The organism is Arthrobacter globiformis (assembly GCF_003261175.1).
In the GTDB taxonomy this organism is placed as follows: Bacteria; Actinomycetota; Actinomycetes; order Actinomycetales; family Micrococcaceae; genus Arthrobacter; species Arthrobacter globiformis_A.
In genome coordinates, this window is the sequence record NZ_QLNP01000064.1 from 15,016 (window position 1) to 37,500 (window position 22,485).

20 protein-coding genes are annotated in these 22,485 nt (G+C 67.2%); 13 read left to right on the plus strand and 7 right to left on the minus strand.

The annotated features are described in order from the left end of the window. Positions 1-6 precede the first annotated feature (6 nt). Positions 7-1,518, plus strand: coding sequence for a DHA2 family efflux MFS transporter permease subunit (locus DBZ45_RS07030; RefSeq protein ID WP_111903348.1), 1,512 nt, complete (start codon positions 7-9; stop codon positions 1,516-1,518). 86 nt (positions 1,519-1,604) lie between these two features. Here the strand turns inward: DBZ45_RS07030 and DBZ45_RS07035 are convergent, their stop codons facing one another. Both DBZ45_RS07035 and DBZ45_RS07040 read right to left on the minus strand, forming a co-directional pair. Further along, positions 1,605-2,441: an alpha/beta fold hydrolase gene (locus tag DBZ45_RS07035; protein WP_111903213.1), complete on the minus strand. Its 837-nt coding sequence runs from the start codon at positions 2,439-2,441 to the stop codon at positions 1,605-1,607. Between the two features lie 60 nt (positions 2,442-2,501). Next, entirely contained in the window at positions 2,502-3,443 is a 942-nt protein-coding gene (locus DBZ45_RS07040; protein ID WP_111903214.1) for an alpha/beta fold hydrolase, read from the minus strand. Between the two features lie 139 nt (positions 3,444-3,582). Here DBZ45_RS07040 and lysS point away from each other — a divergent pair, with 139 nt between their 5' ends. The 9 genes from lysS (at position 3,583) to dhaM (ending at position 14,157) form a co-directional block, all read left to right on the plus strand. Beyond that, the gene (gene lysS, locus DBZ45_RS07045; RefSeq protein WP_111903215.1) at positions 3,583-5,121 is read left to right on the plus strand and encodes a lysine--tRNA ligase; all 1,539 of its coding nucleotides are present in this window, start codon (positions 3,583-3,585) and stop codon (positions 5,119-5,121) included. Positions 5,122-5,123: 2 nt separating this feature from the next. Continuing rightward, positions 5,124-5,309: a hypothetical protein gene (locus tag DBZ45_RS07050; RefSeq protein WP_111903349.1), complete on the plus strand. Its 186-nt coding sequence runs from the start codon at positions 5,124-5,126 to the stop codon at positions 5,307-5,309. Between the two features lie 137 nt (positions 5,310-5,446). Next, on the plus strand, positions 5,447-5,773 hold the full coding sequence (locus DBZ45_RS07055; protein WP_111903216.1) for a histone-like nucleoid-structuring protein Lsr2: 327 nt from the start codon (positions 5,447-5,449) through the stop codon (positions 5,771-5,773). A 406-nt stretch (positions 5,774-6,179) separates the two neighbouring features. Continuing rightward, positions 6,180-8,672: an ATP-dependent Clp protease ATP-binding subunit gene (locus DBZ45_RS07060; RefSeq protein ID WP_111903217.1), complete on the plus strand. Its 2,493-nt coding sequence runs from the start codon at positions 6,180-6,182 to the stop codon at positions 8,670-8,672. Between the two features lie 176 nt (positions 8,673-8,848). Further along, the gene (locus DBZ45_RS07065; protein ID WP_111903218.1) at positions 8,849-10,984 is read left to right on the plus strand and encodes a S9 family peptidase; all 2,136 of its coding nucleotides are present in this window, start codon (positions 8,849-8,851) and stop codon (positions 10,982-10,984) included. Positions 10,985-11,021: 37 nt separating this feature from the next. Then, entirely contained in the window at positions 11,022-11,540 is a 519-nt protein-coding gene (locus DBZ45_RS07070; protein ID WP_194717972.1) for an amino-acid N-acetyltransferase, read from the plus strand. Between the two features lie 231 nt (positions 11,541-11,771). Beyond that, positions 11,772-12,773 (plus strand): dihydroxyacetone kinase subunit DhaK, encoded by a 1,002-nt coding sequence (gene dhaK / locus DBZ45_RS07075; RefSeq protein WP_111903219.1) that lies wholly within the window; start codon positions 11,772-11,774, stop codon positions 12,771-12,773. A 2-nt stretch (positions 12,774-12,775) separates the two neighbouring features. Beyond that, on the plus strand, positions 12,776-13,402 hold the full coding sequence (dhaL, locus tag DBZ45_RS07080; RefSeq protein WP_111903220.1) for a dihydroxyacetone kinase subunit DhaL: 627 nt from the start codon (positions 12,776-12,778) through the stop codon (positions 13,400-13,402). Beyond that, positions 13,399-14,157, plus strand: a complete 759-nt coding sequence (gene dhaM / locus DBZ45_RS07085; protein WP_111903221.1) for a dihydroxyacetone kinase phosphoryl donor subunit DhaM — start codon at positions 13,399-13,401, stop codon at positions 14,155-14,157. The genes dhaL and dhaM overlap by 4 nt, the downstream gene beginning before the upstream one ends. Positions 14,158-14,187: 30 nt before the next feature. On the opposite strand, the gene DBZ45_RS07090 is transcribed toward dhaM, so the two are convergent. From DBZ45_RS07090 to DBZ45_RS07100, 3 genes are all read right to left on the minus strand, one after another. Next, on the minus strand, positions 14,188-14,613 hold the full coding sequence (locus DBZ45_RS07090; RefSeq protein WP_317616949.1) for a hypothetical protein: 426 nt from the start codon (positions 14,611-14,613) through the stop codon (positions 14,188-14,190). Positions 14,614-14,825: 212 nt separating this feature from the next. Further along, positions 14,826-15,662: an A/G-specific adenine glycosylase gene (locus DBZ45_RS07095; protein WP_223256966.1), complete on the minus strand. Its 837-nt coding sequence runs from the start codon at positions 15,660-15,662 to the stop codon at positions 14,826-14,828. A gap of 165 nt (positions 15,663-15,827) precedes the next feature. Continuing rightward, on the minus strand, positions 15,828-16,274 hold the full coding sequence (locus DBZ45_RS07100; protein ID WP_111903224.1) for a hypothetical protein: 447 nt from the start codon (positions 16,272-16,274) through the stop codon (positions 15,828-15,830). Positions 16,275-16,522: 248 nt separating this feature from the next. Here DBZ45_RS07100 and DBZ45_RS07105 point away from each other — a divergent pair, with 248 nt between their 5' ends. Beyond that, on the plus strand, positions 16,523-17,161 hold the full coding sequence (locus DBZ45_RS07105; RefSeq protein WP_317616950.1) for a hypothetical protein: 639 nt from the start codon (positions 16,523-16,525) through the stop codon (positions 17,159-17,161). Positions 17,162-17,182: 21 nt separating this feature from the next. On the opposite strand, the gene disA is transcribed toward DBZ45_RS07105, so the two are convergent. Beyond that, positions 17,183-18,259: a DNA integrity scanning diadenylate cyclase DisA gene (gene disA, locus DBZ45_RS07110; protein WP_111903226.1), complete on the minus strand. Its 1,077-nt coding sequence runs from the start codon at positions 18,257-18,259 to the stop codon at positions 17,183-17,185. 328 nt (positions 18,260-18,587) lie between these two features. On the opposite strand from disA, the gene DBZ45_RS07115 reads away from it, so the two are divergent. Continuing rightward, on the plus strand, positions 18,588-20,201 hold the full coding sequence (locus DBZ45_RS07115) for a peptide chain release factor 3 (RefSeq protein WP_111903227.1): 1,614 nt from the start codon (positions 18,588-18,590) through the stop codon (positions 20,199-20,201). Between the two features lie 153 nt (positions 20,202-20,354). Next, on the plus strand, positions 20,355-21,548 hold the full coding sequence (locus tag DBZ45_RS07120) for a beta-ketoacyl-[acyl-carrier-protein] synthase family protein (RefSeq protein ID WP_111903228.1): 1,194 nt from the start codon (positions 20,355-20,357) through the stop codon (positions 21,546-21,548). Positions 21,549-21,613: 65 nt separating this feature from the next. On the opposite strand, the gene DBZ45_RS07125 is transcribed toward DBZ45_RS07120, so the two are convergent. Further along, on the minus strand, positions 21,614-22,432 hold the full coding sequence (locus tag DBZ45_RS07125) for a YcnI family copper-binding membrane protein (RefSeq protein ID WP_111903229.1): 819 nt from the start codon (positions 22,430-22,432) through the stop codon (positions 21,614-21,616). Positions 22,433-22,485 lie beyond the last annotated feature (53 nt).

Genomic DNA, 22,485 nt, shown 5'->3' on the forward strand with positions numbered 1-22,485 from the left:
CTCGCCATGTCTACCAAAGTCACGTCCAATTCGTCTGGCGAACCTGCCCAGGAGCCGGCCGCTCCCGTTGCAGCCCCGGCCGCAGCACCGGCCCCGGCCGCAGTACGGCCCTCGGACAGGATGTCCCGCGAGTCCGTCACGGTGATCGTCACCCTGCTGGTGGCCACCTTCGTGGTGATCCTGAACGAAACCATCATGAACGTTGCCCTGCAGCGGCTCATGGTGGACCTGCGCGTAGATGCCCCCACCGTCCAGTGGCTCTCCACCGGGTTCATGCTGACCATGGCGGTGGTGATTCCGACCACCGGATTCATCCTGCAGCGGCTGTCCACGCGATCCGTCTTCCTCCTGGCCATGGGCCTGTTTGCCGGCGGTACGGCGCTGGCGGCAGCTGCGCCCGGCTATGAGATCCTGCTGCTGGCGCGAATCATCCAGGCCGGCGGCACCGCCATCATGCTTCCGCTGCTGATGACCACCATCCTCACACTGGTGCCGCTGGCCCGCCGCGGCGCCGTGATGGGCAACGTCAGCATCGCCATCTCCGTAGCACCGGCCATGGGGCCCACCGTCTCCGGGTTCATCCTGCAGCACTTCTCCTGGCGCTTCATGTTCATCTTCGTGCTGCCCATCGCGCTGGCAGCACTGGCCATCGGCGCAAAGTTCCTGACCAACGTCGGCGAGACCGAGAAGTCCAGGCTCGACTTCCTCTCCGTGGTGCTGACCGTCCCCGCCTTCGGCGGCCTTGTCTACGGTCTCAGCCAGATCGGCGGCGGCCACGGCGGCAGCAGCGGCCCGAGCACGCTTGCCGTGGTGGCGCTGGTTCTTGGCGTCGCCGGCCTTGCCGCATTCACGTTCCGCCAGCTCCGGCTGCAGAAGTCCGAGGCCCCGCTGCTGGACTTGCGGGCCTTCAACTTCCGGATGTTTACTGTCTCCGTGCTGCTGATGGTGGTGGCCATGGTGGCCCTGTTCGGCGCCGTGATCCTGCTGCCGCTGTACCTGCAGGAAATCCGCGGCCTGCAGTCCCTCGAGACCGGCCTGGCCCTGCTGCCCGGCGGCCTTGCCATGGGCCTGCTCGGCCCGGTTATCGGCCGGCTGTTCGACAAGGTGGGGCCGCTGCCGCTCACGGTCACAGGATCCTCGCTGATGGTCCTGACGCTGTGGCAGTTCTCGATGCTCGACGCCGGCACTCCGGTCTGGTGGATCGTCACCCTGCACGTCGGGCTCAGCTTGGGGCTGGCGCTGCTCTTTACGCCCGCGTTCACCACCGGCCTGAACCCGCTGCCGCCGCACCTGTACTCGCACGGCTCGGCCATCATGAGTACCCTGCAGCAGGTGGCCGGCGCGGCGGGCACGGCGCTGCTCGTGTCCATCTTCGCAGTCGTTTCGGCGGGCTCCGGCCTCGTTGCGGGCATGAACGCAGCGTTCCTGACGGCAACCGTCATAGCCGTTGCCGCCGTCGTCCTCTCCACGATGATGCGGAAGTCAGCAGGCGCCGAAGGGGCCCCCGCGGCCCACTAGCTAGCGCCACATTAAGAGCAACGCGGGGTCACTTCGCGCCCAATCCGGAGGGTTAATTGGGCGCGAAGTGACCCCGCGTTGCTTTGTTAGCCGGCGAAGAAGTCGCTGAGCTCGGTGATGAGTCTGTCCGGGGCGCGGTTGACGCCGTCGTGCCCGAAGCCGGGCAGGATGGTGTAGCTGGAGCCGGAGAGGACGTCGTGGATCTGGCCGCAGGCCACGCCGAAGTAGGCCGGGCTTTTCTCGCCCACGATGATGAGCGTCTCCAGCGGCAGCGCCAGGAACGGTTCGGCCGGCATGTCGGCCGCGATGATCGCCTTGATCTCCCGCACGCCGGTGCGCATCATTTCGCGCATCTGCTTGCCCACCGTGGTTCCCGCCGTGAGCTTGTTGGCGAGGGTCATCATGGACAGCGGCATGCGGGAGGAGAAGGCGCTTTCGGCCTCGAGCCCGCGGAGCAGGACGGCGAGGGCGCGGTCGTCGTCGCCGGTCGCCGTCGCCCGTTCGTATTCCGTGGTCCAGTTGGCCGTGACGCTGTGGTTGACGGAGACCGCGGGGTCGTACACGGCGAGGCGCTCCACCGGCAGGGTTCTGGCCGCGTGGATGGCCACGGCCCCGCCGAAGCTGTGGCCGAAGACGTCGGTGCTGTCCGTGTGCTTCATGACTGTATCGAGGTCGCGGATGTCAACGTCCAGGGTGTAGTCGCCGGCCTGCTCGGAGGAGGCGCCCCGGCCGCGGCGGTTGAATGTGTGCACCGGCCGTCCGAGGGAGGCGCTGAGCTTCTGCGCGAAGCGGGTGTAGTCCGCCGCCGTCACCATGGAGGCCGTAACCACAACCACGCCGGAGCCGGCCGTGGCCAACTCAGCGCCCGTGCTGAACAGCTCAAGCTTGCCGCCGTCAGGTGTGCTGATGATCTCGCGAGTCATGCTCCGAGCCTATCGGAGGCCGGGGCGTGCCGACAGCCGGCCATTGCCGACGGCCGGCGGTTACCCGCGCCGGCGTTTCTTGCTCTGCGGTGTGATGGTCCCGTCGGTGCCGTTCAGGAAGCGGGCGATCCGAATGGCCAGGCGCTTGCCCGGCCGTATCGGTCCCTCGTGCAGCTGGCCCGGAACCACCGCGAAGTCGATAGACGGCACGGCCGACGCCAGCTGCCGGCCGGTGTCGGCGAAGTATCCCGGGCTCCAGCCGCCGCTGAGCATGAGCGTTGGGGTGGCCAGTTGCGTGAAGTCGGCGAGCTCCGCGTCGGCGTCGAGCACGGCCCGCATTTCCTTGACGGCCGTGGGCAGCAGCTCCCGCATTTCCGCGCCGACGTTCGTCCGGGCTGACATGATGCTGAGCATTCGCAGCGCGCCGAGGGGCAGGTACGACAGCGGACCGGCCGTGGCCAGCCCCTGCACCAGGTGCGCCCAGGCGTGGTTGAGCTGCCCGTCCGTCACGGCCTGCTCCAGTTCCGGCCGCCAGCGGTGGTGCAGGTTGCCGGAGAGGGACACCGCGGCGTCGTACGTGACCAGCCTGCGCAGCGGCATGTCGCGTGCCGCCTGGAGTGCCACGAAGCCGCCGAAGCTGTGCGCAACCACATCCTCCGAGCCCGTTGCCTTCATCACGGCGGCCAGGTCCCCGATCTCGGTCTTGACCGAATAGTCGTCCGGCTGCGGCGCGGAACCGGCGCGGCCGCGGCGGTTGTAGCAGTGCACCGGCCGGCTCAGCAGGAGGCTCAGGTTGCGGGCGAACGGACGGTACAGCGCGTCGGTCACCAGTGTTCCGTGAATAACGACGACGCCGGGTGCCGTCACTGGGGCCGCGTCACCGTCTGTGGAGGTGCTGCCACCAGAATTACTTCCTTCGGCACCGGTGAGCGCTGCGGGCCTGAAGGAATGCACCTCAAGGCGGCTGCCGTCGTCGTCCGTCTCAACTGTCCAGGTCTCCACAGCCCGAGTCTATGCCCCACCCCCTTTGGAGTTTTTGTCTGGATATCGTGCCCAAGTGGCCTCGGAAGGCCGAATATCTGGACAAAAACTCCAAGGTGGGAAGTCCCGAACTCCCAGGCGGGAAGTCCCGGTAAACTTGATGACTGTGACTTCCCAAAACACCCCCGCCCCCAAGAACGCCCCAGAACCGCTCGACGCCAGCGAACAGATGCGCATCCGCATGGAGAAGCGCGCCAAGCTGATCGAACGCGGGTCGGAGGCGTACCCGGTGGGTGTTGAGCGCACGCACTCGCTCAGCGAAATCCGCGAAAAGTACGCCCACCTGCAGGCCGACGAAACCACCGGCGACGTCGTCGGCGTCACCGGCCGCGTGGTGTTCGTCCGGAACACCGGCAAGCTGTGCTTCGCCACGCTGCAGGAAGGCGGCACCGACGGCAAGGGCACCCGGCTGCAGGCCATGCTCAGCCTGGCGAACGTGGGCGAAGAGGCCCTCGCCGACTGGAAGGCCCTGGTTGACCTGGGCGACCACGTTTTCATCAGGGGCGAAGTCATCTCCTCGCGCCGCGGTGAACTCTCTGTCATGGCTGAGTCCTGGTCCATGGCCTCCAAGGCGCTCCGCCCGCTGCCGGTGCTGCACGCCGAACTCAACGAGGAAACCCGCGTCCGCCAGCGCTACGTGGACCTGATGGTCCGGGACGAGGCCCGCGAGATGGTCTACACCCGTGCCGCCATCACCCGCTCCATCCGCGAGACCCTGTTCCGGCACAGCTACGTCGAGGTGGAAACGCCCATCCTGCAGCTGGTCCACGGCGGTGCCCTGGCCCGGCCGTTCGAGACGCACATGAACGCGTTCGACCAGAAGATGACCCTGCGCATCGCCACCGAGCTGTACCTCAAGCGCGCCGTGGTAGGCGGCATCGACCGCGTCTATGACATGGGCCGCGTGTTCCGGAACGAGGGCGTGGACTCGACCCACAGCCCGGAGTTCACCACGCTTGAGTGCTACGAGGCGTGGGCGGACCAGTTCGTCATGGCCGAGCGCATCAAGGAGATCATCCTGGACGCCGCGGACGCCGTGGGTGCGGGACGCGTTCTCCAGACCGAAGCCGGGGAGATTAACCTCGACGGCGACTGGGCCTGGGTGGCCGTGTACCCGGGGCTTTCCGAGGCGGTGGGCCAGGAGATCACCCCGGACACCACAGTCGAGGAGCTGCGCGCCGTAGCCGGGAAGCACGATGTCAAGGTCGATCCCAAGTGGGACGCCGAGAAGCTAGCCGTGGAGCTCTTCGGCGAAATCGTGGAACCCACCCTGCTGAACCCCACGTTTGTCTACGACTATCCACCATCCGCCCAGCCGCTGGCCCGCCCGCACCGGGAAGACGGCCGCCTGATTGAGGCCTGGGACCTGATCATCGGCGGCATGGAACGCGGCACCGCGTTTTCCGAACTCATTGACCCGGTCATCCAGCGCGAACGCCTCACCGAGCAGTCCAGGCACGCCGCCGCCGGGGACGTCGAGGCCATGCAGCTGGACGAGGACTTCCTCCGCGCCCTGGAATACGGTGCGCCGCCGATGGGCGGCATCGGCCTGGGCATCGACCGCCTGGTCATGCTGTTTACCGGCGCCGGCATCCGCGAAACAATTCTCTTCCCGCTCCTCAAGCCTGAAGGCCACTGATGATGGACTATGTCGCCGTGCTGCTGCCCTCGCTGGTGGTTGGCCTGATCTTCTGGTTCGCCATGAAGTCGATCTTTAACGCGGACAAGGCCGAACGCCAGGCCGAAGCCCGCGCACAGGCTGAAGCCGACGCGCAGGCGGCAGCCGGAGATGATTCTCCCGAGCCGCCGACTGAATCAGACAAATAGCAGGCGACTTTTAATACCACGAGTTATCCCCAAGGAACCATTGCGTGTTTTGACGCGTTCCCTTATTGGGGGAGATACTTCAGGTGGATACATCCTGCTTATCTGATTACACGTCCTTTCCAAAAGAGAGATTTTTGATGGCACAGAAAGTCAATATCGTCCTTGTGGACGATCTGGATGGGGGATCTGCGGACGAAACCGTTCGCTTCGGCCTGGACGGCGTCGGTTATGAAATTGACCTGTCCTCGGACAATGCTTCAGAACTGCGGTCATCGCTGGAACGCTTTGTTTCAGCGGGCCGCAAAACGTCCGGCGGCCGGCCTGCCCGCGCCAAGGCATCGGGCGGCCGCAACCAGGACTCTGCCCAGATACGCCAGTGGGCGCGGGATCACGGTTACACCGTAAACGCGCGCGGCCGTATTCAGGCAGAAATCCAGGAAGCCTACCAAAAGGCCAATTCCTAGCGCGGTGCCCTGACAGCCAGTTAGTGCACAAAACGTTCCGATCATATGTGCGGCGCCACCGGTTGACGGGGGCGCTGCGCTTTAACGGGCCGTTGCCGTCCGCATTAAACAGAACCGCCGCTATTCGGGACCGACCCAAGCGGGTATTCGATGTGCACGCTAATCCGGGCCTTTGGAGCATTTCGTTCCGGGTGATTTCCAACACCCTGTCAGGCGAAACGGTAATTGCCCGCCGGGTGGCAGCCTGATGGTATTCACAGCCTTCACCGGCATTGCGCCGCAAGGCTGGTAGGGCAGCTGCGTGGACCTGCGCAAGGCCCACGGTTTCCCCTGTGGCGAACAAGCTCCCCAAGTCAGGGTTCCCCCACGTAGCATCAAAGTACGTCGTAGCTAGGAGTGTGGCGAAATGTTTGAGCGATTTACGGACCGTGCCCGTCGCGTAGTTGTGCTTGCCCAAGAAGAGGCACGCATGCTGAACCACAATTACATTGGTACCGAACACATCCTCTTGGGTCTGATCCATGAGGGTGAGGGCGTTGCCGCCAAAGCTCTTGAGTCCTTGAGCATTTCGCTCGACGGCGTCCGCGAGCAGGTGCAGGAGATCATCGGCCAGGGCCAGCAGGCTCCCTCGGGCCACATCCCCTTCACGCCGCGTGCAAAGAAGGTGCTGGAGCTCTCGCTGCGCGAAGCCCTGCAGCTCGGCCACAACTACATCGGCACGGAGCACATCCTGCTGGGACTCATCCGCGAGGGTGAGGGCGTGGCGGCCCAGGTGCTGGTGAAGCTCGGGGCCGACCTGAACCGGGTCCGCCAGCAGGTCATCCAGCTGCTCTCCGGCTACCAGGGCAAAGAGACCACCGGCGCCGGCGTCGGCCAGAGCCAGGCAGAGGGCACCCCCGCCGGCTCTGTTGTGCTGGACCAGTTCGGCCGGAACCTGACGCAGGCTGCCCGCGAAAACAAGCTGGACCCTGTAATCGGACGCGAGCAGGAAATGGAACGCGTCATGCAGGTCCTTTCCCGCCGCACCAAGAACAACCCCGTGCTGATCGGCGAGCCCGGCGTCGGAAAGACCGCCGTCGTCGAGGGCCTGGCCCAGGCGATCGTGCGCGGCGACGTGCCGGAGACCATCAAGGACAAGCAGCTCTACACGCTGGACCTTGGCTCCCTCGTGGCCGGCTCCCGCTACCGTGGTGACTTCGAAGAGCGCCTGAAGAAGGTCCTCAAGGAGATCCGCACCCGCGGCGACATCATCCTCTTCATCGACGAGATCCACACCCTCGTGGGTGCCGGTGCCGCCGAAGGCGCCATCGACGCGGCCTCGATCCTGAAGCCGATGCTGGCCCGCGGCGAGCTGCAGACCATCGGTGCCACCACGCTGGACGAGTACCGCAAGCACATCGAGAAGGACGCCGCCCTCGAGCGCCGCTTCCAGCCCATCCAGGTCAAGGAGCCCTCGGTTGCGCACGCGATCGAGATCCTCAAGGGCCTGCGGGACCGCTACGAGGCGCACCACCGCGTCACCATCACCGACGGCGCCCTCGCCTCGGCAGCGAACCTCTCCGAACGCTACATCTCGGACCGGTTCCTCCCGGACAAGGCAATCGACCTCATCGACGAAGCCGGAGCCCGTCTCCGCATCCGCCGCATGACCGCTCCGCCGGAGCTCAAGGAGATGGACGAGCGCATCTCCGAGCTGAAGATGGAGAAGGAGTCCGCGATTGACGCGCAGGACTTCGAAGGTGCTGCCGCGCTGCGCGACAAGGAGCAGAAGCTCATCACGGAGCGCTCCGAGAAGGAACGCCACTGGAAGACCGGCGGCATGGACGATATCTCCGAGGTGGACGAGGACCTGATCGCCGAAGTCCTCGCGAACTCCACGGGCATTCCGGTCTTCAAGCTGACCGAGGAAGAATCCTCGCGCCTGCTGAAGATGGAAGACGAGCTGCACAAGCGCGTCGTCGGCCAGGACGAGGCCATCAAGGCGCTGTCCCAGGCCATCCGCCGCACGCGTGCAGGCCTTAAGGACCCGAAGCGTCCGGGCGGTTCGTTCATCTTCGCCGGCCCCACCGGCGTCGGCAAGACTGAACTCGCCAAGGCCCTTGCGGAGTTCCTGTTCGGTGAAGAGGACGCCCTCATCACGCTGGACATGTCCGAGTACTCCGAGAAGCACACGGTGTCGCGCCTCTTCGGTGCCCCTCCGGGTTACGTCGGCTACGAAGAGGGCGGGCAGCTCACCGAGAAGGTCCGCCGCCGCCCGTTCTCCGTGGTCCTGTTCGACGAAGTTGAAAAGGCCCACGCGGACCTCTTCAACTCGCTGCTGCAGATCCTGGAAGACGGCCGCCTGACCGACTCCCAAGGCCGCGTGGTGGACTTCAAGAACACCGTGATCATCATGACCACGAACCTCGGAACCCGGGACATCTCCAAGAGCGTCGCCACCGGCTTCCAGTCCGGCACGGACACCCAGACCGGCTACAACCGGATGCGCGCCCGGGTCACGGAGGAGCTCAAGCAGCACTTCCGCCCCGAGTTCCTCAACCGTGTTGACGACGTCGTGGTGTTCCCGCAGCTGACGCAGGACGAGATCATCGAGATCGTGGACATGTTCGTGACGCGCCTGGAGAAGCGCCTCAAGGACAAGGACATGGGCATCGAGCTGACCAAGACAGCCAAGGTGCTCCTAGCCACCCGCGGCTACGATCCCGCCATGGGTGCCCGGCCGCTGCGCCGCACCATCCAGCGCGAGATCGAGGACCAGCTCTCGGAGAAGATCCTCTTCGGCGAGCTGCACCCGGGCGACATCGTGGTGGTGGATGTGGACGGCGAAGGCGACGACGCGAAGTTCACCTTCGCGGGCAACGCCAAGCCCCGCATCCCGGAAATCGCCCCGAGCGCCTAGCACGGGCGCCCGGCGCCCAGCCGCACTCCAGCAACAAGAGGCCCCGCCCGCTCCCGAAAGGGAGCCGGCGGGGCCTTCTGCTTGTGCTCCGGTATGCAAAGGAGGTGCCGCATGTACTGGTTCACCAATAGTGAACCCTCCTGTGATCCAGCACACGGGAGGTGTTGAATCGGCACATGTCAACTGAAGATGCGGCGATCCTGCGTGAGCAACCGGCGACCCCTTTCCACGACCTCGACCACTACCTGGCGATCCCGCGCGTCAGTGGCCTGGCCCTCAGCCCCGACGGCCAGCGGCTGGTAACCACGGTCGCCACGCTGAACACCAAGGGCACCGAATACGGCACGGCGCTGTGGGAGCTGGACCCGGCGGGCGGGAAGCAGGCCCGCAGGATCACCCGCAGCGCCAAGGGCGAAGCCGGCGCTGCGTTCGCGGCCAGCGGCGACGTCTACTTCACGTCCGCCCGGCCGGATCCGGACAAGCCGGATCCGGCCAAGGAGTCAGACGGCGATCCCGTCAGTGCGCTCTGGGTCCTCCCCGCAGATGGCGGCGAGGCCCGCGTGGTGTTGTCGCGGGCCGGCGGCGTGGACAAGGTCATGACGGCCAGGGACGCCAACGCGGCCTTCGTCACCGCGTCCGTTCTTGCCGGTTCCGGCGACGAGGAGGCCGACGCCGAGCGCCGCAAGAGCCGCAAGGACAACAAGGTGGCGGCCATCCTGCACAGCGAGTATCCGGTACGGTACTGGGACGCGGACCTCGGTCCTGCCCAGCCGCGGCTCTTCTCGGTGGAGCCGGGGCCCGGGCCGGAACCCGGCAAGCCCGCCACCGTGGACAGCGCACCGCCGCTCACCCTTCGCAATCTCACCCCGGAGGCGGGCTCCCGTCTCCGGGAGGCCGTCTCGGTGGTCAGCCCGGACGGAAAGACCATCTACACGAGCCTGGCGAAGCCGCTGCCGAAGGCGGACCTGCGCTCTGTCCTCGTCGCCGTTGACGTCGCGACAGGCACCCAGCGGGTCCTCCTCGACGAGGAGGGCATGAACTACTTTCCCGGCCCGGTCAGCCCCGACGGCGGCCTGCTCGCCGTCGTCAGTGAAAGCGACACAACGCCGCAGCAGGCACCGCGGGTCAAGCTCCATCTCCTCGATGTCTCCGGGGAAGCCGGTCCCGAGGACCTGCAGCCCCTGGCACAAGAGTGGGACCGCTGGCCCCACCCGGAAGCGTGGCTCCCGGACGGCTCTGCCCTCCTGGTCACGGCAGACGACGACGGCGCGTCGCCCGTTTTCAGCGTCAGCGTTGCGGGAGGTGCCGCCCGGGGGAGTGTCACCCGGGTGACGCCGGACCCGGCGGCCTACACCGACGTCGTGGTTTCACCCGACGGCCGCAGCGCCTATGCGCTGCGGAGCTCGTACGAGTTCCCCGCTGAGCCTGTCCGGATAGACCTCGCCACCGGGGACGTCACGCGGCTGCCGTCCCCGGCGGAACGGCCGCAGACCGAGGGGTCGTTGGAGCGGGTTGAGGCGACGGCTGCCGACGGCACCCGCGTGCCCGCCTACCTGGCCCTGCCGGCCGGTGCCTCCGCAGAGAGCCCGGCGCCGCTGCTGCTGTGGGTCCACGGCGGACCGCTGGGATCCTGGAATGCCTGGACCTGGCGCTGGAACCCGTGGCTGCTCACCGCCCGGGGATACGCTGTCCTGCTGCCGGACCCCGCCCTGTCGACCGGCTACGGCCAGTCGTACATCCAGCGGGGCTGGGGCAGCTGGGGCAAGGCGCCGTTCACGGATCTCATGGCCGTCACGGATGCCGTGGTGCAGCGGCCGGATATCGACGGAAGCCGCACTGCCGCGATGGGCGGCTCTTTTGGCGGCTACATGGCCAACTGGGTGGCCGGGCAGACGGACCGCTTCAAAGCGATCGTCACCCACGCCAGCCTCTGGGCGCTGGACCAGTTCGGGCCCACCACTGACGCGTCGCAGTACTGGCTCAAGGAGATGACGGCGGAGATGGCGCTGGAGAACTCCCCGCACCTGCACGTCGAGAAGATCCGGACCCCCATGCTGGTCATCCACGGTGACAAGGACTACCGGGTGCCCATTGGGGAGGGCCTGCGGCTCTGGTACGAGCTGCTCTCCAAGTCCCAGCTCGCGTCGGACGAGAACGGGCAGACCAGCCACAGGTTCCTTTTCTACCCTGACGAGAACCATTGGATCCTGCAGCCGCAGCACGCCAAGGTCTGGTACGGCGTGGTTGAACACTTCCTGGCCAGGAACGTCCTCGGCACGGACATCGAGCTGCCGGCGGATCTGGGCCTCTGACCCCGGGGCCGGAGGCGACCGGGGCCGTCGCCGTAAGATGGGGGCTGTGACTGACTCCTTCACCGTTCGCCCTGCCCGGACCAGCGATGTGGCTGCCATCAAGAAACTGGTGGCGCCGCTGGCGGAAGAGCGGATACTGATGGCCAAGGAGACGGTGGCCTATTACGAAAGCCTGCAGGAGTTCCTGATAGCTGAGTCGGCGGCCGGCGAGGTCATCGGCTGTGGCGCCCTGCACGTCATGTGGGAAGATCTTGCAGAGGTCCGCACCCTTGCCGCCTCTGACGCCTGGCGGGGTAGGGGAGTGGGGCACGTCCTCGTCGAGAGCCTCCTGAAGCAGGCCGCCGCGCTGGGCGTTTCGCGGGTGTTCTGCCTGACCTTCGAGGTGGATTTTTTCAAGCGGCACGGTTTCGAGGTCATGGCGGACCAGTCGGCAGTGGATCCGCAGGTTTACTCCGAGCTGCTGCGCTCGCATGACGAAGGCGTGGCGGAGTTCCTGGACCTTGCGCGCGTGAAGCCCAACACCCTGGGCAATACGCGGATGATCAAGGCTCTCTAGAGCCTGCCCCGATCTCCGCGGGCCGGACTCCGACCAAAATCCGCTCAAGTCACCGGATAACACTCCTTTTCTTTTATAAATTTGCTGGATAAACTCTTGGAAGCCGGAAGGGACAGCATTGGGGGCTGTCCCTTCCGCCGTTTCCGAACTACCGCACAGGAGGTGCCGGTAGTAGGGTCAAAGCACATCCTGACGGATGCCAATAAAGGACCGAGAGCCCAGGAGCCGGCCGTGAAAAAGCTCATTAATGACCCCCGCGCCGTTGTGGATGAATCCGTGGAGGGATTCGGCCTAGCCCATGCAGACCTAGTGACCGTCAGCGCCGATCCGAAGTACGTCACCCGCAAGGATGCGCCCGTTGCCGGCAAGGTCGGCCTGGTGTCCGGCGGCGGCAGCGGGCATGAACCGCTCCACGCCGGATTTGTGGGGCGCGGCATGCTCGACGCCGCTGTCCCCGGCGCCGTCTTCACCTCACCCACCCCCGACCAGATCATTCCGGCCACGCTCGCCGTGAACTCCGGTGCGGGGGTGGTCCACATCGTGAAGAACTACACCGGCGACGTCCTGAACTTCGAAACGGCGGCTGAGATGGCCCAGGCCGAGGGCGTGGAAGTCCGCACCGTGCTCGTCAACGACGACGTCGCGGTGGAGGATTCGCTGTATACGGCCGGCCGCAGGGGCGTGGGCGGCACGGTCCTGGTGGAGAAGATCGCCGGGGCGGCGGCCGAGCGTGGCGACGATCTCGACGCGGTGGCGGCCATCGGTGACCGCGTGAACCAGAACGTGCGGACCATGGGTGTTGCGCTCTCGGCCTGCACGGTGCCGCATGCCGGCACCCCGAGCTTCGACCTTGAGGACAACGAGATCGAAATCGGCATCGGGATCCACGGCGAGCCGGGCCGGCACAAGATCGCCATGGAAGACGCCGACGGCATCACCGGCCGCCTGCTGGAACCGATCCTCAGCGACCTCGGAACGGCGTCGGGGGAGAAGGTGCTCCTGTTCGTCAATGGCATGGGCGGGACGCCGTTGAGTGAGCTGTACATCGTCTACCGCCGGGCCGCGCAGATCCTGGCGGAGCGGGGCCTTACGGTGGAGCGTTCCCTGGTGGGGAACTACATCACGTCCCTCGAGATGCAGGGCTGCTCCGTCTCGGTGCTGCGGCTTGATGACGAGATGACGGCACTCTGGGATGCGCCGGTGCACACGCCGGCCCTGCGGTGGGGCGTGTAGCGGTGGGGCTCGACGTGACCTGGGCCGTCAAGTGGCTGACGCTGTCGGCCCAGGCGATGGCGGAGCACAGGGTGGAGCTGATCGAGCTGGACAGGGCCATCGGCGACTCCGACCACGGCGAAAACATGGACCGCGGCTTCCAGGCCGTGCTCGACAAGCTGGCCGAAACCCCTCCCGAAACCCCCGGCGCAGCACTCAAGCTGACGGCCATGGCGTTGATGTCAAAGGTCGGCGGGGCTGCGGGTCCGCTCTACGGCACGGCATTCCTGCGGGCCGCAACCACGCTGGGAGATGCCGCGTACATCGACGCCGCAGCGCTCGCTGCGGCACTCGCGGCGGCGCGGGACGGCATCGTGGCCAGGGGAAAGGCAGAGTCGGGCGACAAGACGATGGTTGATGCCTGGACCCCTGCCGTTGACGCAGCCGCAGCGGCGGCGGCAAACGGCGACACGCTCGCGGTCCTGATCGCCGCGGCGGAGGCTGCCGAGGCCGGCGCCGTGGCCACTGATTCGCTGGTGGCGCGCAAGGGCAGGGCCAGCTACCTCGGGGAGCGGAGCGCCGGCCACCGGGACCCCGGAGCCGCCTCAAGTGCCCTCATCCTCCGCGCCGCCGCGGGAGCCGCCGCGTGACGGTGCGGATCGTGGTGGTTTCGCACAGTGACAAGATTGCCGAGGGCGCCGTGGAGCTCGCGGCCCAAATGGCACCGGACGTGATGATGGTGCCGGCCGGAGGAACGTCGGACGGCCGGATCGGCACCAGCATGGAAAAGGTGATGGCGGCGCTGGAAACCGCTGCCGGAGCCGATGGTGTGGTGGTGCTGACCGATCTGGGCTCGGCTGTGATGACCGCGGAATCGGCCATGGAATTCGCCGAGGGCAGCGGCACCGTGCTCCTCGCCGACGCCCCGATCATCGAGGGCCTCGTGGCGGCAGCGGTGGCGGCCCAGGGAGGAGCCAGCGTCCATGCTGTCCGGCGTGCAGCCGAGGCCACCCATGGGTATCCCGCGCCGCGGCCCAAGGCAGAGAATTACCCGGCGGCTGCCACTGCGGGAAAGACCGACGGAAAGGGGCTCGGAATGCAGCCCGTTGCCGATGGCCCGGCCGCGGGTGAGCCCGGGGCCCTGGCCCCGGATGCCAGCGGCGACTTCGAGCTCGTCAACCTCGCAGGCATGCACGCCCGGCCGGCCGCCAAGATAGCCGGCGGCCTCTCGGCGCTGGATGCGGAAGTGACCGTGAACGGAGTGGACGGCGCCTCCATGACCGGGCTGATGACGCTGGGTGCCGGCAAGGGATCGGTGCTGCACGTGGAAGCGTACGGACCCGACGCCGAGCGTGCCGTCGCGTATGTGGCGGCGATGGTACGGGACGGTTTCGGGGAACCCTGAGAGGGCTCCGGCATGCTGGGTTGAGGCCGGCTACCTGTCCTGCCTGAGGCCCGCCGCGTCCAGCACCACGGAGGCGGAGATGAACCGCCCGCACTGCCGGCCGAGCGGGTAGCTGGCCCTGGGGGCGAAGCTCAGCGTGCGGACGGGCAGCGGCTTGCCGTTGGCGTACCGCCCGCTGGCCGTGACGTCGATCGGGGACTCGCCCAGCGTGTCCAGATTCAGCATTCCCCGTTGCGTGCCGTCCGGCTTGGACGTTGCCGCGCACACGGCACCGGGCCCGGAATCATCGGCGCAGCCCAGGTCAACCGGCACGGAGCCCGCGACGAGCTGGAGGGTTTCCTCTTTGCACTTGCCGTCCTGGCAGGCCTTCACATGTAGCGTCTTCACTTCGGGCGCGTAGCCTGCGGCCACCGTGACCGCGACCCCTGACGCCTGGCCCATTGCCGGGCACGCCACCTCGAAAGCATGGCACCCCGAAAGGAGTGCCGTCGCCGTGATTGTGGCCAAAAGTACCCCTGTCTTGCCCATACTTCAGGGTAGATCCGGTGTCCCGAAGGGGACCCGGCCGGCCAAAACTGGCGCCCTCATTGTTACCCGGTCCGTGCCGTGGGTGCCTAGTTGAGACCAAAACCCGGGCGGCAGGTGCCAGGCGGTACGGGGCGGGGCAGTCAGCCGGGCAGCCGATACCCGCCCTGGTGCAGTTCGGCCAGGCCGTCCCCAAGGAGGCCCGCCAGCGCCCGTTCCAGCTGCTCCGGTGCGCAGTTCAACCGGTGCAGGGCGGCCAGCGGCACGCCTATGCCGGCGGCTTCGAACCCGAGGTCGGCGGGGGCCTGCTGGAACATCTCGGCCGGCACCGGCGCGTCCGCCAGCCGGAGGACCGCCATCACGCCGCCCCGGACCTGGCGGTCTGTGCCGTGCCACGCCTGGCCCTTGGGCGTATACGACGGCGGCGGCTCGCCGGCGGCGAGCCACGCGCACCGGTCGCGTACGGGGCACGCGGCGCATTTGGGTGCCCGGGCCGTGCACACCAGCGCCCCCAGCTCCATGACCGAAGCGTTCCAGCGGACGGAACCGCCGGCGTCGGACGGCAGCAGTTCCGCGGCAAGCCGCATCTCCGCGGCTGTCAGGGCGGGGGCGGGCAGGGCGGAGCCTGAAAAGAGCCGCGCATGGACGCGGCGGATGTTGGTATCCACCACCGTCTCGCGGCGCCCAAAGGCGAAAGCGGCGACGGCGGCCGCCGTGTAGCTGCCCACACCAGGCAGTCCGAGCAACTCGGCGTAGTCCTGCGGGACCCTGCCGCCGTGGTCTCGTTCGATGGCGACTGCGGCAGCATGCAGCCGGAGCGCGCGCCGCGGATAGCCCAGCCGGCCCCAGGCGCGGACCGCCTCACCGGCGGGTTCCCGAGCAAGCGCTGCAGGCTCCGGCCACCGGCGCAGCCACTCTTCCCAGACCGGCAGCACACGGACCACGGGGGTCTGCTGCAGCATGATCTCGCTGACCAGCACGCCCCAGGGCGGGCAGTCGGGCGAGCGCCACGGCAAATCCCGGGCTTCGGCCTCGAACCAGTCCTCCAGAGAGGAGTGGACGTCCGTCAGGTCGGGGTAATCGATTGTGGTTTTGATGCCAACACTCTAGTTGAAAACCCCGACGCGGTTCCCGGCCGGGTGCCGTCAGCTGGCTTCCTGCTCTGCGGGAGGCAGTCCCTCCCGCCGTGCGGGCAGCCGCCTCACATGGCCGTGCAGGGTTTCACCGCCGCGGCCGTTGGCCGCCGGAACAGCAAGGGCCACCACGAAACTGGCACTGTTCGGATCCACGGAGCGGATGGTCAGGCTGCGCGTTCCTTCCGGTATTGACGGCGCAAAGAACTGCAGCTGGCGGGAGCCGACGGTGGCCACCTCATCCAGGCGGTACTCTGTGCCGAAATGGTCATGGATAACGATTTCGGGGGTTTGCGGCTCGTCGTCATTGACTGAGGCGAGATGCAGGTTCACCACGATCCCGGTGTCCCAGATCTCAACCGCAAGCACCGTGAACGCAGTGCCCTGGCTCTGATGTTTGCCAAACGTCAGCGGCAGCAGAACGCGTTCGAGGTGACCGCCAGACACGTGATCTACCATCAGTGGTCCTCTCCAACTCGGCCCGGTAAGTGGTATCCGGGATTCAATTTTAGTAAGCGTGCTGACAGTTGTCACCCGAATTTGAGTCACGAATTGGACATGGTGGGGTAGTGGCGGCGTGGTGGTGCAGCAGAAACCCGGCCGTTACTTAGCCTAGAAGGATGGGCAGGCAAGACACTCCGAACTCCGGCGCGGGCCGGAACCGGTCACCGAAACCGGCGGCACAGAAAACGGCACCCGGGAAAACGGTGCCCCGAGCGAGCCGTAAGCCGAGCCCCGCCGTGTACCGCCGTCGTCGGCTCTTTGCCGGAGTGGCGCTGCTGCTGGTCCTGGGACTGATTGCAGGCGGTGTCGCAACGGTTTCCAGCCTCCTCGGCGGCGCCGAGCGGGCCGTCTCCGCAGAGGACTCAACGCAGGGCTCCTCAACGGCGGGCAGCACCGCGCAGCCGGGCGCAACGCCGTCGGCCAGCCCTTCTGCAACCCCCTCGGCCTCGCCCACGTGCGACCAGAAGCTCGTGACGGTCAAGGCGGCCACCAACAAGACGTCCTACGCTGCAGATGAGAAGCCGGTGCTGAGCCTCACGGTCACCAACGGCGGGAAGCTTCCCTGCAAGGTGAACATCGGCACGTCGCAGATGGACTTCCTGGTCACCAGCGGCTCGGACCGCGTCTTCTCATCCGCCGACTGCCAGGCGGCCAGTACTGACCTGGTCAAGACCATTGCGCCCGGCAAGAGTGAAACGGCGAACTTCCCGTGGCCGCGCAACCGTTCGGTGCAGGGCTGCGAGACGGTGCCGGACGGTTCGGTTGCCGGCAGCGGGTATTACGTTTTCATCGCGAAGCTTGGCGCCAAGGTCAGCCCGCCGACGGTCTTCCAGCTCGGCTGACGGGACCTACAGGAACCTGACCTACAGGAAGCGGTCCAGCAGGCTGGCTTCGGCCATCCGGCTGAGGCCCTCCCGGACCGTGCGGGCGCGCTGGTCGCCGATGCCGTCAACGGTCATCAGGTCATCAATGGTTGCGGCCATGAGGTACTGCAGCCCGCCGAAGTGGTCCACCAGCCTGTCCGCGACGGCCTTCGGCACGGCCTTGAGTCCGGACAGGAGCCGGTAGCCCCGCGGCTGCACCACGGCGTCGAGGGTGTCCACGCCGCCGGCGAAGCCGATGATTCCGGCGATCTTGCTGAGGTCGATCAGTTCGGTGGGGCCGAGGCTGAGGAGCGCGCTGACCGCGCCGTCGATGTCCTCCGGGGATGCGTTCGGCCCGGCGTAGTCGCGGATGATGATGTCGCTGCCGGGGCCGCGGCCCACCGTGAGCTCGTCCAGCTGGAGGGACAGGAGCCTGCCGTCCTCGCCGAGCTCCAGCACATACTGCGAGATTTCCTCGGAGATCCGGCGCACCATCTCCTGGCGCTGCAGGGTCACGGCCACATCGCGCACCGTCACCATGGCCTCGATCTCCAGGGCGGACAGCGAACTGGTCACCTGGTCCAGCCGCGAACGGTAGCGTTCCAGCGTGGCCAGGGCCTGGTTGGCGCGGGCCAGGACCTTTTCGGAGCCCTCGAGCACATGCCGCAGCCCGTTGACGTACAGGGCGATGATCTGCATGGACTGGCTCACCGATATGACCGGGACGCCTGTCTGGATGGCCACGCGTTCCGCGGTCCGGTGCCGGGTGCCCGATTCCTGAGTTTCGATGCTCGAATCCGGGACGAGCTGAACTGCCGCGCGCAGGATGTTGCTGGCATCCTTGTCGCAAACGATGGCGCCGTCCATCTTGGCCAGTTCGCGGAGCCTCGTCGGTGAGAAGTCGATGCCGATGTCGAAGCCGCCGGAACAGATCGAGTCGATGGTCCGGTCCGAGCCCAGGACGATCAGGGCGCCGGTGCGTCCGCGGAGAATGCGTTCCAGGCCGTCCCGCAACGCGGTCCCCGGGGCCACCCTCCCCAAAGTCGCTTTGAGCGATTCTTCAGGGCTGCGAGCCATAGATATTCCCTTCAAAGGTGCAGGCGGGCCTGCAGGTTCGCCGGTTTTCGATAGTCCGCCGGCAGGATCAAAAGTACTCGGTTTCCCGCATGCACCATCCTAGAGGTAGATTACCCCAGCAACCGCACGGGCAAGCCTTAAAGTGCCCCATTGGGGGCGTGCCAAACAGGCATCCGGAGTGCGTCCGACGACGGCTGGCCGGGGGGCACTTTTGGCCCCCCTTCAGTGCGGATTCCGCCCCTGCGATAAACTTGAAGCCTTGGCTGGCAGGTTCCGCCGCCACCTTTTCCAATCAGGATCCCCCGCGGATCGCAGTGAAAGTAGCACCGTGTCCCAAGAAGTGCAGAGCCCCGCCCGAGTGCACGAGATCCACAAACAGGCCTCCCGCCGCCGCACGTTCGCCGTCATCTCCCACCCGGACGCCGGCAAGTCCACGCTTACCGAGGCCCTCGCCCTGCACGCCAAGGTTATTGGCACCGCGGGCGCTTCCAGCGGCAAGGCCAACCGCAAGGAGACGGTCTCGGACTGGATGCAGATGGAGAAGGACCGCGGCATCTCCATCAGCTCGGCCGCCCTGCAGTTCTCCTACCGGGACACCGTGATCAACCTGCTGGACACCCCCGGCCACGCCGACTTCTCCGAGGACACCTACCGTGTGCTCGCCGCCGTCGACTGCGCCGTAATGCTCGTGGACGCGGCCAAGGGCCTTGAGACCCAGACCATGAAGCTGTTCGAGGTCTGCAAGCAGCGGAACCTTCCCATCATCACGGTCATCAACAAGTGGGACCGCCCGGGCCTGGATGCCCTGGCCCTCATGGACGAGATCACGGAGCGCACCGGGCTGCAGCCCATGCCCCTGACCTGGGCCGTGGGCATCTCCGGTGATTTCCGCGGCGTCTGGGACCTGCGCAACGACAGGTTCGCGCGTTTCCAACGGAACAACGCCGGCGCCAGCATTGCCCTCACCGAGTACTTCACCCCTGAAGAGGCCGCCGAAAGCCAGGGCGGCAACTGGACGGATGCCGTTGACGAGGCTGGCCTGGTCATCGAGTCCAACCTCGCCTTCGACGTCGAGAGCTTCCACGCAGGCAAGGCCACCCCCATCCTGTTCAGCTCCGCGGCGCTAAACTTCGGCGTCAAGGAACTTCTGGACGCCCTGGTGGACTTCGCCCCGCCGGCCGCGCCCCGGCCGGACATCGAGGGCACCCCGCGTGCCGTCGAGTCCCCGTTCTCCGGCTTCGTGTTCAAGGTCCAGGCAGGCATGAACAAGGCCCACCGCGACCACGTTGCCTTTATCCGCGTCTGCTCCGGAGTGTTCGAGCGCGGCATGGTGGTCACGCAGACCCGCACCGGAAAGTCCTTCGCCACGAAATACGCGCAGCAGGTTTTCGGGCGGGAACGCGAGGTCATCGACGAGGCCTACCCGGGCGACGTCGTGGGCCTGGTCAACGCGTCCTCGCTCCGCGTGGGGGACAGCCTGTTCCTCGAGGAGCCCGTGGAGTTCCCGGCCATTCCGCTGTTCGCCCCCGAGCACTTCCAGGTGGCCCGTTCCAAGGACCCCAGCCGCTTCAAGCAGTTCCGCCGCGGCATCGAGCAGCTTGAGCACGAGGGCGTCATCCAGGTGCTGCGCTCCGACGTCCGCGGTGACCAGGCCCCCGTGCTTGCCGCCGTCGGGCCCATGCAGTTCGAGGTGGTGGAGGACCGTATGGCGCACGACTTCAGCGCGCCAATGCGGCTGGAGCGCCTCCCGTACTCCATGGCCAGGATCTCGACGGCGGACGCCATGCCGGCGCTGGCCAACGTGCCGGGCGCCGAGGTACTGCTGCGGTCCGACGGCGAATACCTGGCCCTCTTCAACGACATCTGGGCCCTGCGCCGCATCGAGAAGAACCATCCGGACCTCACGCTGGTACCTATCGGGACGCACAACCCCGCAAAGTAACTGCGCCAACGCGGGGCTCCGGCTCCCGAACGGTCTCCCAACCAACGAAGCAAGGTATCCGTGCCCACAAACCAGCCGTCTGCCGCAACACCAGTTACAGGATTGACCAGCGCTTCAGGTTCACCCAGCGCTTCAGGTTCAACCAGGGTCGTCGTGACCGGCATGGGGTCCATGAACCCGCTCGGGGCCACCGCGGCCGAGACCTGGGAAGCGATGCTGGCCGGCCGGTCGGGCATCGCGGCGCTGCAGGACGGCTGGGCTGAGGCCCTGCCGGTGCGCATCGCCGGCCGGGTCACCGCGGACCTGGGCGCGTTCCTCAGCACCCGCGAGCTGAAGCGGATGGACCGCTGCGGGCAGCTGGCGCTCGTTGCCTCCCGCGAAGCCTGGGAGCAGGCGGGGAAGCCGGGCGTCGAGCCGGAGCGGCTGGCCGTCGTGATCGGCTCGGCCTACGGCGGCATGGACACCGTGCTCGCCCAGGTCAGGGAACTGGACAACGGCGGTCCCCGCAAGGTTTCGCCGCACACCCTGACCAGGCTCATGGTGAACGGACCGTCCGCGTGGGTTTCCATCGACCTCGGCGCAAAGGGCGGGGCACGCACTCCGGTCAGCGCCTGTGCGTCCGGGGCCGAGGCGATTGCCCAGGGTGCCGACATGATCAGGTCCGGGGCCGCCGACGTCGTCATTGCCGGCGGCGTTGATGCGTCCGTCAATGACCTGATCATCAGCGGTTTCTCCCAGATCCGGGCGCTCTCCACGCGCAACGACGATCCGGAGCGGGCTTCACGGCCGTTCGACCGGGACCGCGACGGGTTCGTGCTGTCCGAGGGGGCGGGGATCGTGGTGCTGGAGAGCGAGGAACACGCACGTGCCCGGGGCGCGGACGTGCTGGGCGGCATAGCCGGGGCAGCCGTGACCTCGGACGCAAACGACATCGTGGCAGCCGATCCGGACATGCAGGTGCGGGTCATGGAGAAGGCCCTTGCCTCCGCCGGCCTCCGCGGGACGGACATCGGGTTCGTGCACGCGCACGCCACCTCGACCCCCGTGGGCGACCGGCTGGAGGCGCAGGCTATCAAGAGCATTGCCGGCGACCAGGTCCCGGTGACCTCCACAAAGTCGCTCACCGGGCACCTGCTCGGCGGAGCGGGAGCCCTTGCCGCCATCGCCACGCTGCAGGCCCTCCGGACCGGCGACCTGCCCGGCACCTACAACGTGGACGCCCTTGACCCCGAGGTGGACCTCAACGTGATCACCGGCACCGTCAGCGGCAGCACCGCGACGGCGGGACTCGTCAATGCCTTCGGGTTCGGCGGGCACAGCGCGGCGCTCGTGGTCACCCGCGCCTAAACCCGTGAATGCCAGGAGCCCGGCCGCAGTCGCGCGGCCGGGCTCCTGGCATTCTCAGAGGGGGATCAGTTCTGCTGCGGCTTCCGGGTCCGCACCAGGGCCGCCGTCCCGGCGGCCAGGCCGAGCAGGCCTGCGCCGAGGCCAACAATGCCGAACGTGTTATCAGGCGCAGCCGCGACCGGGGTGGTCGACGCTGCCGCCGCTGTGTCCGCAGTTGCTGTGTCTGCAGTTGACGTATCTGCAGTCGTGCCGCCTGCGGCGGGAGCCGCCGCGGCAGCCGGTGCCGCATGGGAGTGCTCGTCCGCCGCCGCAGTGGTGACGAATGAGGGGACCGGGTGCTCGGGCTCGGGCTGGCCGGCAGTCTCGGGCTGGTCCCACTTCACCACCGTTCCGTCGGAGTAGGTCTGTGCCGCAGGCAAGGCCACAGTGGTCCCGGCCTCCGGGAGCCGGCCGACCGAGATGGAGAACGTCTGGTACTCATGCTGGCCGAGCTGGTGGGCCGCATCGGCTGTCCAAGTGACCGTGGCCGCTGCCTTGGTGATCTTGGCGCCTTCCACCGTGACGGGTGCGGGCAGGGCCGCCTCGGTGATCTTCGCCGTCCAGCCGTCCATGGGCTTGACCGAGACGGAGGTGAACGGCGTCGCCGTCGGCAACGTGACGGTGACCTTGGTGGTCTTGGCGGCAGCTGACTCGTTGGGAACCCGGAAGGTCAGCTGCGAGAAGCCGCCGGCCGAGGTCGAGGCCGGGTCCACGTGGACGTGGGCGGATGCCGACCCCACCCCCAGGACCATAAGGCCAGCCGCCGCCGTGACGACGGTGACGGTTTTCAGGGCAGAGGTTTTCAGTGCAGACGACTTCGCAGCACGGGTTGTTGAGGTGGTCATGACAGGGCCTTTCGCGGGTGCTGCCGCGCTCGCGCCGAGGGGCAGCAGTGGTG

Excerpts from the sequence above, each read along its gene's own strand:
- DBZ45_RS07060 (WP_111903217.1), top strand. The coding sequence starts at position 6,180 with ATGTTTGAGCGATTTACGGACCGTGCCCGTCGCGTAGTTGTGCTTGCC.
- disA (WP_111903226.1), bottom strand. The coding sequence starts at position 18,259 with ATGGCTCGCAGCCCTGAAGAATCGCTCAAAGCGACTTTGGGGAGGGTG.
- DBZ45_RS07035 (WP_111903213.1), bottom strand. The coding sequence starts at position 2,441 with ATGACTCGCGAGATCATCAGCACACCTGACGGCGGCAAGCTTGAGCTG.
- DBZ45_RS07100 (WP_111903224.1), bottom strand. The coding sequence starts at position 16,274 with ATGGTAGATCACGTGTCTGGCGGTCACCTCGAACGCGTTCTGCTGCCG.
- DBZ45_RS07030 (WP_111903348.1), top strand. The coding sequence starts at position 7 with ATGTCTACCAAAGTCACGTCCAATTCGTCTGGCGAACCTGCCCAGGAG.
- DBZ45_RS07070 (WP_194717972.1), top strand. The coding sequence starts at position 11,022 with ATGGGGGCTGTGACTGACTCCTTCACCGTTCGCCCTGCCCGGACCAGC.
- DBZ45_RS07125 (WP_111903229.1), bottom strand. The coding sequence starts at position 22,432 with ATGACCACCTCAACAACCCGTGCTGCGAAGTCGTCTGCACTGAAAACC.
- DBZ45_RS07050 (WP_111903349.1), top strand. The coding sequence starts at position 5,124 with ATGGACTATGTCGCCGTGCTGCTGCCCTCGCTGGTGGTTGGCCTGATC.
- DBZ45_RS07055 (WP_111903216.1), top strand. The coding sequence starts at position 5,447 with ATGGCACAGAAAGTCAATATCGTCCTTGTGGACGATCTGGATGGGGGA.
- lysS (WP_111903215.1), top strand. The coding sequence starts at position 3,583 with ATGACTGTGACTTCCCAAAACACCCCCGCCCCCAAGAACGCCCCAGAA.
- DBZ45_RS07065 (WP_111903218.1), top strand. The coding sequence starts at position 8,849 with ATGTCAACTGAAGATGCGGCGATCCTGCGTGAGCAACCGGCGACCCCT.